This is a genomic window from Pandoraea sp. XY-2, from assembly GCF_004193915.1.
GTDB lineage: Bacteria > Pseudomonadota > Gammaproteobacteria > Burkholderiales > Burkholderiaceae > Pandoraea > Pandoraea cepalis.
Genome location: NZ_CP030849.1, coordinates 1,493,793 through 1,505,758 on the forward strand (window position 1 = coordinate 1,493,793; position 11,966 = coordinate 1,505,758).

The window sequence follows — 11,966 nt, forward strand, 5'->3', positions numbered from 1 at the left end:
GCGCAGCGTTGCGCGTCAGCACTTCGTGCGACGTGGCGCGAACACACTCACCAATTCGTCTCACGCTCCGGCGTGGCGGTGATCTTGTGGATGGAGAGGTCGGCGCCGTAGTATTCCTGTTCGTCGTCGAGCCGCAGGCCCACACAACGTTTGATCACACCGTACACGACATACCCGCCGGCGAAGGCGATCACCACGCCCATCACGGTCCCGGCGATCTGTGCGAGGAAGCTCACGCCGCCCACGCCCCCGAGCGCCTTCTGTCCGAAGATGCCGGCCGCCACGCCGCCCCACACGCCGCACACGCCGTGCAACGGCCACACGCCGAGCACATCGTCGATGCGCAGACGGTTCTGCGTCACCGTGAACAGCCACACGAACAGGCCGCCGGCGACCGCACCGACAACAAGCGCGCCCAGCGGATGCATGACGTCCGAGCCCGCGCACACGGCAACGAGTCCCGCGAGCGGGCCGTTATGGATGAAGCCGGGGTCGTCGCGGCCGACCCACATCGCCACGAGCGTGCCGCCCACCATCGCCATGAGCGAGTTCACGGCGACCAGCCCCGAGATGCCGCCCACGCGTTGTGCGCTCATCACGTTAAAGCCGAACCAGCCGACAATCAGGATCCACGCGCCAAGCGCCAGGAACGGAATCGACGACGGCGGATGCGCGGCGACTTGTCCCTGGCCGTTGTAGCGTCCGCGGCGTGCGCCGAGGTGCAACACCGCCGCCAGCCCGATCCAGCCGCCGACAGCATGCACGACCACCGAGCCCGCGAAATCATGGAACGGTGCACCCAATGCATGCGTGAACCAGTCCTGAACCCCCAGATGGCCGTTCCAGGCGATGCCCTCGAAGAACGGATAAATCACGCCGACGAGGAAGAACGTCGCCACGGACTGCGGGTGAAACTTGGCGCGCTCCGCAATGCCGCCCGACACGATGGCGGGAATCGCCGCCGCGAATGTCAGCAGGAAGAAGAAGCGAACCAGCGCATAGCCGTTGTGCTCCGACAGCACTGTGGCACTCGACCAGAAATCGACGCCGTACGCGAGCGGATAGCCGATGAAGAAATAGGCGAGACCCGAGACCGCGAAGTCGGTCAGGATCTTGACCAGGGCGTTGACCTGATTCTTCTTTCGAACAGTGCCGAGTTCGAGAAACGCAAAGCCGGCGTGCATGGCAAGCACCAGGATCGCGCCGAGCAGAAGGAACAGCACGTCGCCGGGTGTATTGGAATTGGGCATGAATGTGCTCTTTTGGTGCAAACATGAAGAAGAATGACGATATGCAAGAGTAATGCCAGCAATTTGTATCCCATTGATTGATATTGATGTTTTGTCTGGTGATATGAAATTGTCGGCGCCATGCTGCACGCTCATGGTGCCGTGTGGCGTGTCGATGAGCGAAGTCCGTGCATTGACGTGACGCGCGATGGCCGAAAAAAGCGGAAAGGATGTGCAGCCGTTCATGCGATGCGTCGCGTGAACGCGCGGTATAGAATCTGACGGTCTCGCGGGGCCATGCGCCTGCCCGGTGTCGACGATGCCGGGCCGCGGGCCGCGCCATCATGCGACGACAACCAGATCGACATAAGCGCTATCACGCGCAAATCACTGAGGAAATCCGATGATCTTTGAAATCGCCCAGATCGAAGTGAAGCCCGGCACCGAAGCCGCGTTCGAGCAAGGTGTCGCCAAGGCGACGCCGTTGTTCAAGGGCTCCAAAGGCTGCCACGGTATGCGTTTGCTCAAGTCCATCGAGCAACCGACGCACTACAGCCTCGTGGTGACGTGGGAAACGCTCGAAGACCACACCGTCCACTTCCGCAACTCGGAAGCGTTCCAGCAATGGCGTGCGCTGGTGAGCGACTGCTTCGCGGCGCCGCCGAACGTCGGCCACGTCACGGAAGCGCTGATCGGCTTCTAAGCGCGTCGCGCAACACGCGCAATCCCCGTGTCGCGCGCATCAATGCCGTACCGCAGGCGGTGAGGGGGTAAGTCTCCCTCGCCGCCTTTGTCATTCATGGAATGGGCGCGCGATGGAAATGGGACGGGGGCGAGCGGCCAAGCCGTGACAGAATCCGGCTGAAGCCTAGGGTTAACGCGATGAGGCACGTCAAAAGTTTTCATATAACATGCAAACCAGAAAAATATCGGATGGCATGCCAGGATGACGACGAAGCCCAGAACCTTGACCGAACAGGTCGCGCAACAACTGCAGGACGCGATCCGGCAGGGGGCGTATCCGATTGGCACCAAGCTGCCGACCGGCAAGCAACTCGCCGAGACGTACGGCGTGAGCCAAGCGGTGATCCGCGAAGTGACTGAGCGTCTGCGCGCCCAAGGGTTGATCGACAGCCGGCAAGGGGCGGGCGTGACCGTGAAGGCCCGCACGCCTTCGAGCGGCTTCCAGGTTCCGGCCGGGCACGATGCCGCCGATCTCGCCAGCGTCTATGAACTGCGTCTCGATCTGGAGAGCACGGCGGCCGCGCTCGCCGCCGTTCGTCATACCGACGAAGACATTCGCCGACTCGCCGACATCCTGGCGAAACTCGAGACGAATCTGTATCACGCCGACAACGGCGTGGAGTACGACACCGCATTTCACGCCGCGATTGCACGTGCGACGCACAATCGTTACTACGCCGATCTTCTTCAGTACCTGAACCTGCAAATGCGGCAGGTCGTGCAAGCGGCGCGTTCGAACACGCTGCGCCACGAGGGACTCGCCGCGCAGGTGCATCAGGAACACGTGGCCGTTTTCAACGCCATCAAAGCGCGCGATCCGCTGCTCGCGCGCGCGGCGTCGCTCTCGCATCTGTTGCGTGCTTCGGCGCGTCTCGGGCTGACGCTGCCCGAGCGCGACATCATTACCGGCGCCATCGCGCCGACCCGCGCCTGACTCGTCGTCAGATGCCATCCTCCGCACCGTAACCCTCGACGCGTGATCCTATGACTCTCGCTGCTTTCGCTCAACGCCTTGTCGACGCCGTCGGCGCCGACAGCGTTTTCACCTCCCCCGACGACGTTGCGCCGTGGCTCGCTGACTGGCGCGGCATGTATCGCGGCAACGCCCAGGCGGTCGTGCGTCCGCGCACGACGGAAGACGTCGCGAAGATTCTTGCGCTGTGCCAGAGCACGGGCACGCCGGTCGTGCCGCGTGGCGGCAACACGGGCCTATGCGGTGGCGCCACGCCCGACGCATCGGCGCAGAACGTGGTGCTTAGTCTGGATCGCATGCATACCGTGCGCAGTCTGGATACCATCGCCAACACGCTGGTGGCCGAGGCCGGCTGCATTCTCGAAGACTTGCAACGCGCCGCGCGCGACGCGAACCGCCTGCTGCCGCTCAGTCTCGCGGCCGAGGGCTCGTGTCAGCTCGGCGGCAACCTCGCGACCAACGCCGGCGGCGTGAACGTCGTGCGCTACGGCATGACGCGCGAACTGGTGCTCGGCGTCGAAGCCGTGCTGCCGAACGGCGAGATCCTGCATGGCCTGCGCACCCTGCGCAAGGACAACACCGGTTACGACCTCAAGCAGTTGCTCATCGGCTCGGAAGGCACGCTCGGTATCATCACTGCAGCGGCATTGCGGCTCTACGCGCCGACCCCCGTGCGTCAGGTGGTGATTGCCGCGGTCACGTCGCCGCGTCAGGCGCTGGCCTTGTATGAATTGCTGTTTGCGGCGTGCGGCCCGCGCATGCAGGCGTTCGAGTTCTTCACGGGCGAGTGTGTCGACCTGGTGATGGCGCATGTGCCCGACGTGCGTGCGCCATTCGGCGAGCGACACCCCGGCTACGTGCTGATCGAGCTGGCCGATACGGCGGACGAACAAGCGCTGGCCGCCTTGCTGGAGCGCGTGATCGAAACGGCCATCGAGCGCGATCTGTGTGCCGACGCCGTGGTGTCGTCCACGCTCGGGCAGGTGGAGGCGATGTGGAAGTTGCGTGAGGAAATCTCCGAGGCGCAGCGCGCCGACGGACCGCACCTCAAGCATGACGTTTCGCTGCCCATCGAAGCGATTCCGGATTTCATGACGAGCGCCGAAGCGCGCGTGCGGCGCGTGTGCCCGCAGGTGCGTCCCTTCATCTTCGGGCATTTCGGCGACGGCAATCTGCATTACAACCTGTCGCGTCCCGCGGGCGAGGCGGCCGACTTCATGGCGAAGCACGGCGAGGCGATCACCGCCGAAGTGCTCGACGAAGTGGCGCGTTACGGCGGCAGCATCAGCGCCGAGCACGGCATCGGGCAGCTCAAGCGCGCGTCCTTCGCGAAGTACAAGTCGCCGCTGGAGTTGCGCTTGATGCGCGAGATCAAGGCCGTGTTCGATCCGGCCGGCATCATGAATCCGGGCAAGCTGCTGTAAGCGCGTGCTTTGTCGATGAGTGCCGGCGTCCCCGGCGCTCGATCGGTTTTCCCCCGGCGTGCGCCCGACGTTCCGAGCGTCGCCCTCGCATCCCTTGAGGAGTCGATATGATTGTTTCCCCCGCCGCCGGAGCGCCGCTGTGCCTCGGCCCGCTGCCCGAGATTGATCCACCGTCGTTCGTGGTGCCGTTCGGCGCCGTCGACACGCACGCGCACGTGGTCGCGGCGAGCGAGGCGTACCCGATGGTGCCCGAGCGCAGCTATACGCCGCCGCCCGCGCCCGAAGACAAGTATCTCGCGATGCTCGATGCCACCGGCATGACCTATGGCGTGCTGGTGCAAATCAGCGTCTACGGCACGGATAACCGCTATCTGCTCGAGACACTGCGCCGTCATTCCGACCGTCTGCGCGGTATCGCGGTGGTCTCGCCGGAGGTGACCGACGCCGAACTCGAGGCGATGCACGCGGCGGGCGTTCGCGGGCTGCGCATCAACGTGCTGTTCGGCGGCGGCATCGGCTTCAAGGCGATGGAAACGCTCGCGCATCGCATCAAGGATCTCGGCTGGCACATGCAGTTCCTGATGGACGTGAACGCGCTGCCCGAGCTCATGCCGCGCATGACGAAGCTGCCGGTGCCGGGTATCGTTGATCACATGGGACACACGCCGGTGGCGCAAGGGATCGATGCCCCCGGCTTTTCAGCACTGCGCTCGCTCGTGCGCGATCACGGGTACTGGGTGAAGCTCTCGGGGGCTTATCGCATCAGCGAGCGTTTCCCGACATTCGACGACGTCACGCCGTTCGCGCAAGCACTGATCGAAGACGCCCCCGATCGCATGGTCTGGGGCAGCGACTGGCCGCATGTGTCGCTCACGCGCATGCCGAACACCGGTGCGTTGCGCAATCTGCTGCCGCTGTGGGCGCCCGACGCCGACACACGCCGCCGCATTCTCGTGGACAACCCGGCGCGTCTCTACGGTTTTCCGGTAACGGTCTGACGCACTGACTTTGCCGGCATTGTCGGGCGCACCGCGCGCCCGCGTACGAACCCCGCTTCAAAGCACTTCAAAACGTCATGAGGAGACAAGATGGACTGGTATCGGCAGATGAACAAGACGGAGCGGCGCACGTTTGTCGCGGCATTCGGCGGCTGGGCGCTCGACGCGCTCGACTTCATGGTGTTCACCTTCGTCATCACGACGTTGATCACCGTCTTCCAGATCGACAAGGCGCAGGCCGGCATGCTGGCCACCGTGACCCTGTTGTTCTCGGCCATCGGCGGGTGGCTGGCGGGCGTGCTCGCCGACCGCTTCGGGCGCGTGCGCATTTTGCAAGCGACGATTCTGTGGTTCTCGATTTGCACGGTCCTGATCGGCTTTGCGCAGAACTTCGAGCAGATCTTCGTGCTGCGCGCGTTGCAGGGGCTGGGCTTTGGCGGCGAGTGGGCCGTGGGGTCGGTGCTCATGGGCGAGATCGTTCGCACCGAGTATCGCGGACGCGCCGTCGGCACGGTGCAAAGCGGCTGGGCCATCGGCTGGGCGGTGGCGGCGCTGTGCTACACGGCGTCGTTCTCGTTGCTGCCCGAGACTTATGCCTGGCGCGTACTCTTCTGGATTGGCGTGATCCCGGCGCTGTTCGTGCTCTTCATTCGTAAGAACGTACCGGAACCGGCGCTGTTCGAGCGCACACGCAAGCAGGAAGCCTCCGCGGCCAAGCGCACGTCGGCCTGGGCGATTTTCTCGCCGTCGCTCATCAAGACCACGGCGCTTGCCGCGCTGCTGTGTACCGGCGTGCAGGGCGGTTATTACGCCGTGACGACATGGTTGCCCACGTTCCTGAAGACGGAGCGTCATCTGTCGGTCATCGGTACCGGCGGCTATCTGCTCGTGATCATTCTGGGGTCGTTCATCGGCTATCTGACGGGGGCTTATCTGACCGACCGTCTGGGGCGTCGGGCCAACCTGCTGATTTTCGCCGTGCTGTCGGGCGTGACCATCTACGCTTATACCCAGCTTCAATTGAGCAATGATCAGATGCTCGTCCTCGGCTTCCCGCTGGGCTTCGCGGCGTCGGGCATTTTCAGCGGCATGGGGGCTTACTTGACCGAGTTGTTTCCGTCGGCGGTGCGCGCCAATGGTCAGGGCTTCACCTACAACTTCGGGCGCGGCTTCGGTGCGCTGTTCCCGAGCCTGGTCGGTTATCTGGCCAAGACCAGCGGTCTTGGTGCGGCCATCGGCATGTTTGCCGGCGGTGCCTATCTTGTCGTGCTGATTACCGCCTTGTTGTTGCCTGAAACGAAAGGGCGCGAGATCGAGTAAGGGCGTACGTTCCCGGGGGGGGCAAGCGCCGTCGTCGTGGCTCGCCGCCCGGGTTTTCTGAATCAAGGGAGTTCCGCATGAAGGTGCTTGTCCCCGTCAAACGGGTAGTGGATTACAACGTAAAGGTTCGCGTGAAGAGCGACGGCAGTGGCGTCGACATAGCGAACGTGAAGATGTCGATGAATCCGTTCGACGAAATCGCGGTGGAGGAGGCGGTGCGCCTGAAGGAAGCGGGCGTGGCGACGGAAGTAATCGCGGTGTCGGCGGGCGTGGCGCAGTCGCAGGAGACGCTGCGCACGGCACTGGCGATCGGCGCGGATCGCGCGATCCTGATCGAGTCGGACGACGAACTGCAACCGCTGGCCGTGGCGAAATTGCTCAAGGCCATCGTCGACAAGGAGCAGCCGCAACTGGTGATCCTGGGCAAGCAGGCCATCGACGACGACTCCAATCAAACCGGACAGATGCTCGCGGCGCTGGCCAAGCTGCCGCAGGCGACGTTCGCCTCGAAGGTGACGGTGGCGGACAACCGTGCGCAAGTCACGCGCGAAGTGGATGGCGGTCTGGAGACGGTGTCGCTGTCGCTGCCGGCGGTGATCACGACGGACCTGCGCCTGAACGAGCCGCGTTACGTGACGCTGCCCAACATCATGAAGGCGAAGAAGAAGCCGCTGGAGACGGTCAAGCCGGCGGATCTGGGGGTGGACGTGAGCCCGCGCCTGAAGACGCTCAAGGTGGTGGAGCCGCCCAAGCGCAGCGCGGGGGTGAAGGTGGCGGACGTGGCGGCGCTCGTCGAGAAGCTGAAGACTGAAGCCAAGGTCATCTAAGGGAGACGACGAGATGAGCATTCTGGTAATTGCGGAACACGACAATCAATCGATCAAGGCTGCGACCCTGAACACGGTGGCCGCCGCGCTGCAATGCGGCGACGACGTGCATGTGCTGGTGGCGGGCAACAACGCGAAGGCAGCGGCTGACGCGGCCGCGCAGATCGCCGGTGTGAAGAAGGTACTGCTGGCCGATGCGCCGTACTTCGGCGATGGCTTGGCCGAGAACATCGCCGACGAGGTGGTGTCGATCGCAGGGGCGTACTCGCACATCCTGGCGCCGGCCACGGCGTACGGCAAGAACATCGCGCCGCGCGTGGCGGCACTGCTGGATGTCGCGCAGATTTCGGACATCACGAAGGTCGACAGCGCGGACACGTTCGAGCGCCCGATCTATGCGGGCAACGCGATTGCGACGGTGCAAAGCGCGGACAAGGTAAAGGTGATCACGGTGCGCTCGACGGGGTTCGATCCCGTTGCGGCCAGCGGTGGCAGCGCGGCGGTGGAAACCGTGGCGGCCACGCCGGACGCGGGCGTGTCGCAGTTCGTGGGTCGTGAAGTGACGAAGCTGGATCGTCCGGAACTCACGAGCGCGAAGATCATCGTCTCGGGCGGCCGGGGCTTGGGCAGCGGCGAGAACTACACGAAGGTGCTCGAGCCGCTGGCGGACAAGCTGGGCGCGGCACTGGGCGCCTCGCGCGCGGCGGTCGATGCGGGTTACGTGCCCAACGACTACCAGGTCGGGCAGACGGGCAAGATCGTGGCGCCGCAGTTGTACGTGGCGGTGGGCATTTCGGGGGCGATCCAGCACTTGGCGGGGATGAAGGATTCGAAGGTGATCGTGGCGATCAACAAGGATCCGGAAGCGCCGATTTTCTCGGTGGCGGATTACGGTCTGGTGGGCGATCTGTTCACGGTGGTGCCGGAGCTGACGGGCGCGCTGTAAGCGAGTCGTGAGGTGAGGCTGCGGGATCGTCTCCCGCAGCCGATCCGCATGAGGAGGCTGGCCCGCGGCGGTGCGGCGTCTTCATGCGAATCGGAAAGTCACGAAGGAACAGCGATGGATAAAGTCGATTGCGTGGTGATCGGCGCGGGTATCGTCGGGTTGGCCGTCGCGCGGGCGATGGCCATGGCCGGCCGGGAAGTGATCATCCTGGAATCCGAGCGCGCGATCGGCACCGGCACCAGCTCGCGGAACAGCGAAGTCATTCACGGCGGTATCTACTACCCACCCGGCTCGCTCAAGGCGACGTTGTGCGTCGAGGGCAAGCATCGCCTGTATGCGTTTTGCGCCTCGCATGGCGTGGCGCATCGGCGTTGCGGCAAGTTGATCGTCGCGACCAACGATCGTCAGGTGGGCGAGCTCGAGGCCATTGCCGCCAATGCGCGCGCCAGCGGTGTAGACGACCTGCAATGGCTCACTGCAGGCGAAGTCGCCCGGCGCGAGCCGACACTCCAAACCTTTGGTGCGTTACTGTCGCCGTCAACGGGCATCGTTGACAGCCACGGTCTGATGCTCGCCTTGCAGGGCGATGCGCAAAGCGCGGGGGCCATGCTCGCGTTCGACGCGCGCGTCGTCGGTGCCCGGGTGGGGCACGCCGAGGGCATCGAGCTGGATGTCGACACGGCAGGTGTCACGTCGACGCTGCGCGCCAACATCGTCGTCAACAGCGCAGGTCTTTATGCCGTGGATGTCGCGCGCACGTTCGTCGGCCTTGCCCCCGAATACATTCCGCCGCGCTACTACGCGAAGGGAAGTTACTTCACCTGTGCGCAGCGCGCGCCGTTCTCGCACCTGATCTATCCCGTGCCGGAGCCGGGCGGGCTGGGCGTACACCTGACGCTAGATCTCGCGGGACAAGCCCGTTTCGGGCCGAACGTGGCATGGGTCGACGAGATTGACTACACCGTCAATGCCGCCGATGGCGATGGTTTCTACGCGGCGGTGCGGCGCTATTGGCCGGCATTGGCAGACGGCGCGCTGCAGCCCGGCTATGCCGGCATTCGACCGAAGATCAGCGCACCCGGCGAGCCGGCGGCAGACTTCCGCATCGATGGGCCGGCGGTGCATGGTGTCGCGGGACTCGTCAACCTGTTCGGTATCGAGTCCCCCGGACTGACGGCGTCACTCGCGATTGCCGAAGCGGTGCGCGCGGCGCTTTGACGTGCGTTTCGATGTAAAAACGCGAGAGGTGACCGGTGGTCACCTCTCGCGCATTAGGCCGCTATCTGGCTAACCCCGGCGTGCGGTTCCAACGGTGCCGCGGGCGTTGCGCGGCATGCCTGTCGGACAAGAATCGGTGTGAAGGTGGTCGTGGTGGGTTTGCCGGTCAGCGAACGGCAACCGGCGGCTTCCACGAGGCCGGGTTGGTCCAGAACACCCCGCGCAGGCGATCGGTGTCGCCGCAGGGCGTGCTGCGGGTCGGCTTGCTGATCTGACCCGCGCAGGTGCTGATATCGCGGCCCGATTGTTGCAGGCGCTTCAGGATCGTATCGAGCATGCCTGATTCGCGCCACTCGTTGAGTTTGCGGCGGCAAGTCGGCACGGAGGGGTACTGCATGGGTAGCTTGGACCAGCTTTCGCCCGTGAACAGCACCCACAAGACAGCATTAGTCAGCGTGCGCTGCTCGACTTGAGGGCGGCCACGCCGCTCCGTACGGACCGGACGGTCACAAATCAGATCACGCAGGGCGTGCCATTCAACGTCGCTCAGTTCAGTAAACATAACACCTCGACCCAAAACAAACGGAGGCGCCGCAGGGGGCGAGTCCGAGTTTCACGATCCGGCAGGTACCGATGCAATCCGGTAAGTGCTTATTCGTGAAACCTCGGCCAAGGCGGCGTCGTTCCCCGATGCTGGAAATACAAGCAACAAGCATGCCAGATCATCGGGTTCTCTTATGAAGAACGCCGCGGGCGGGGCGGACCACACTGCGAAGGGAGCGTTTGATCAGCAAAAAAACGCCCACTTGGCAGGTGGGCGCAGCTCCTGGGTGGCTATTGGGATAGGCAATCGCAAAAGCGTCAGGAGAAAAGGAATACGTGCCTTTTGGCCAGTCCGGATCGTTTATTATTCTCGGCCCCGGCCAGAGTGTCTCGCTCCACATGCGCCAGCTTGTCAAGCTTGCAACCGCCATGATGACAAAAAGCGCGCGTCGACGCGCTTCGGAATTACCCCCATTGCGGTGCATCGGCCGTGTTGCCGGCGAGTCGCCCAAGATGAGTGCTCACTTGCGCCCCGATAGGGCATGGTGACGCGAGGTAGGGCGCAACTCCGCGCGTACGCGGTGCAACCGAGTCTCGGGAGGTGAGAAAGTGGCCTGGTCGCCGGGTGGCGTTTCGTCATGGCCCGACGGCGGGCCTGTGGCCTATAATGTGCGCCTTCGATGAATATCGTCTATCGGTTGCGCGGCACCCCTGCACACCGGTCGGCGCCAGCGTGCGCAAACGGCATGAGCAACGACAGCGATAACAAATACTCCGTCCGGGCCTCGAGCGCGGATTGCGCGTTCTCATGACGTTCTCGGCGCGCGAGCCCGTGCTGGCCGGGGCCGACTTGGCGCGACGACTCGGCATCCCACGCTCGACGGTGTTCCGCCTGTTGCAGACACTCGAAGCCGAGGGGTTCATCGAGAAGGCCGGGGACGATCGTCATTACCGGTTGGGCGTGGCAGTGCTTCGCCTGGGTTTCGAGTATCTGAATTCGCTCGAACTGACCGATCTCGGAACGCCGGTCATCGAAAAGCTACGCGATGCCACGGGTTTCTCCAGCCATATTCTGATTCTCGATCAGCGCGACGCGGTGTTTGTCGCCAAAGCGGCGAGCCGTGAACTGGTGTTCGGCACGGTCCGCGTGGGCACTCGCCTGCCCGCCCATGCGACGGTCGTCGGACACATTCTGCTCGGCGACTACTCGCTGCCGGCGCTCAAGCAGCTTTACCCGGAAGCCAAGCTCGAAGGCTATACGGCCCACACGCCAACGACCGTGGAAGCGTTGTACCGCGTGGTCCAGGAAGACATCGCCCGCGGGTACAGCATGAGCCAGGCATTCTTCGAGCAGAACATCTCGACGATCGCGGCGCCCGTGCGCAATCATCTCGGAAAGATCGTCGCCGTGATCAGCGTGACGATTCCTCAGTCGCGCGTAGAAGCGGACCTGCTCGAGAGCGGCATCGTCGAGAAGGTCGTGTCCGCCGCCGACGAACTCTCGCACAAGCTCAACTACCGCTCGGACCGCGCAGGCGCAACGTCGGCGGCGACGAAGTAAAGCGCATCGGCTCGCGCGCGTCAGCCCACGCGCCATGCCTTCGGTGTGTCGTCAACGGGTCGTCTACGGTGCGCCCCCATCAGTGGGTCTGTATCAGCACGCCTTGATCACGCGCCGCTCCAGATGATTGCGCTTGTCTCGCGCAAACCACTTCGTCATAATTGTTTCGCCCAATAACCATCG

General features: G+C 64.1%; 11 protein-coding genes. 9 read left to right on the plus strand and 2 right to left on the minus strand.

Translation table 11 applies throughout. The annotated features are described in order from the left end of the window. Positions 1-47: 47 nt before the first annotated feature. Complete coding sequence (locus tag DRB87_RS06815; protein WP_130025351.1) at positions 48-1,250, minus strand: ammonium transporter; 1,203 nt, start codon at positions 1,248-1,250, stop codon at positions 48-50. 382 nt (positions 1,251-1,632) lie between these two features. On the opposite strand from DRB87_RS06815, the gene DRB87_RS06820 reads away from it, so the two are divergent. The 8 genes from DRB87_RS06820 to DRB87_RS06855 all read left to right on the plus strand — a co-directional run bounded on the left by DRB87_RS06820 (position 1,633) and on the right by DRB87_RS06855 (position 9,679). Continuing rightward, the gene (locus DRB87_RS06820) at positions 1,633-1,932 is read left to right on the plus strand and encodes an antibiotic biosynthesis monooxygenase (RefSeq protein WP_130025352.1); all 300 of its coding nucleotides are present in this window, start codon (positions 1,633-1,635) and stop codon (positions 1,930-1,932) included. A 243-nt stretch (positions 1,933-2,175) separates the two neighbouring features. Continuing rightward, positions 2,176-2,907, plus strand: a complete 732-nt coding sequence (locus DRB87_RS06825) for a FadR/GntR family transcriptional regulator (RefSeq protein WP_130025353.1) — start codon at positions 2,176-2,178, stop codon at positions 2,905-2,907. A gap of 50 nt (positions 2,908-2,957) precedes the next feature. Continuing rightward, the gene (locus tag DRB87_RS06830; RefSeq protein WP_130025354.1) at positions 2,958-4,370 is read left to right on the plus strand and encodes an FAD-binding oxidoreductase; all 1,413 of its coding nucleotides are present in this window, start codon (positions 2,958-2,960) and stop codon (positions 4,368-4,370) included. 107 nt (positions 4,371-4,477) lie between these two features. Continuing rightward, positions 4,478-5,368: an amidohydrolase gene (locus DRB87_RS06835; RefSeq protein WP_206100075.1), complete on the plus strand. Its 891-nt coding sequence runs from the start codon at positions 4,478-4,480 to the stop codon at positions 5,366-5,368. A 90-nt stretch (positions 5,369-5,458) separates the two neighbouring features. After that, on the plus strand, positions 5,459-6,688 hold the full coding sequence (locus DRB87_RS06840; protein WP_130025355.1) for an MFS transporter: 1,230 nt from the start codon (positions 5,459-5,461) through the stop codon (positions 6,686-6,688). Between the two features lie 77 nt (positions 6,689-6,765). Further along, positions 6,766-7,515 carry an electron transfer flavoprotein subunit beta/FixA family protein gene (locus DRB87_RS06845; protein ID WP_130025356.1) on the plus strand — a complete coding sequence of 250 codons (750 nt, stop codon included), beginning with the start codon at positions 6,766-6,768 and terminating at the stop codon, positions 7,513-7,515. 13 nt (positions 7,516-7,528) lie between these two features. Next, complete coding sequence (locus DRB87_RS06850) at positions 7,529-8,461, plus strand: electron transfer flavoprotein subunit alpha/FixB family protein (RefSeq protein ID WP_130025209.1); 933 nt, start codon at positions 7,529-7,531, stop codon at positions 8,459-8,461. A 114-nt stretch (positions 8,462-8,575) separates the two neighbouring features. Beyond that, positions 8,576-9,679 (plus strand): NAD(P)/FAD-dependent oxidoreductase, encoded by a 1,104-nt coding sequence (locus tag DRB87_RS06855; protein WP_130025357.1) that lies wholly within the window; start codon positions 8,576-8,578, stop codon positions 9,677-9,679. Positions 9,680-9,845: 166 nt separating this feature from the next. Here the strand turns inward: DRB87_RS06855 and DRB87_RS06860 are convergent, their stop codons facing one another. After that, positions 9,846-10,241 (minus strand): transposase, encoded by a 396-nt coding sequence (locus DRB87_RS06860; protein ID WP_017233651.1) that lies wholly within the window; start codon positions 10,239-10,241, stop codon positions 9,846-9,848. 750 nt (positions 10,242-10,991) lie between these two features. Between DRB87_RS06860 and DRB87_RS06865 the strand changes: the two genes are divergently transcribed. Then, positions 10,992-11,783, plus strand: a complete 792-nt coding sequence (locus DRB87_RS06865; protein WP_240756286.1) for an IclR family transcriptional regulator — start codon at positions 10,992-10,994, stop codon at positions 11,781-11,783. Positions 11,784-11,966: the final 183 nt, after the last annotated feature.

What these genes read in the sequence shown, in the direction of transcription:
- DRB87_RS06830 (WP_130025354.1), top strand. Translation starts at nt 2,958, where the DNA reads ATGACTCTCGCTGCTTTCGCTCAACGCCTTGTCGACGCCGTCGGCGCC.
- DRB87_RS06855 (WP_130025357.1), top strand. Translation starts at nt 8,576, where the DNA reads ATGGATAAAGTCGATTGCGTGGTGATCGGCGCGGGTATCGTCGGGTTG.
- DRB87_RS06860 (WP_017233651.1), bottom strand. Translation starts at nt 10,241, where the DNA reads ATGTTTACTGAACTGAGCGACGTTGAATGGCACGCCCTGCGTGATCTG.
- DRB87_RS06845 (WP_130025356.1), top strand. Translation starts at nt 6,766, where the DNA reads ATGAAGGTGCTTGTCCCCGTCAAACGGGTAGTGGATTACAACGTAAAG.
- DRB87_RS06815 (WP_130025351.1), bottom strand. Translation starts at nt 1,250, where the DNA reads ATGCCCAATTCCAATACACCCGGCGACGTGCTGTTCCTTCTGCTCGGC.
- DRB87_RS06850 (WP_130025209.1), top strand. Translation starts at nt 7,529, where the DNA reads ATGAGCATTCTGGTAATTGCGGAACACGACAATCAATCGATCAAGGCT.
- DRB87_RS06835 (WP_206100075.1), top strand. Translation starts at nt 4,478, where the DNA reads ATGATTGTTTCCCCCGCCGCCGGAGCGCCGCTGTGCCTCGGCCCGCTG.
- DRB87_RS06820 (WP_130025352.1), top strand. Translation starts at nt 1,633, where the DNA reads ATGATCTTTGAAATCGCCCAGATCGAAGTGAAGCCCGGCACCGAAGCC.
- DRB87_RS06840 (WP_130025355.1), top strand. Translation starts at nt 5,459, where the DNA reads ATGGACTGGTATCGGCAGATGAACAAGACGGAGCGGCGCACGTTTGTC.
- DRB87_RS06825 (WP_130025353.1), top strand. Translation starts at nt 2,176, where the DNA reads ATGACGACGAAGCCCAGAACCTTGACCGAACAGGTCGCGCAACAACTG.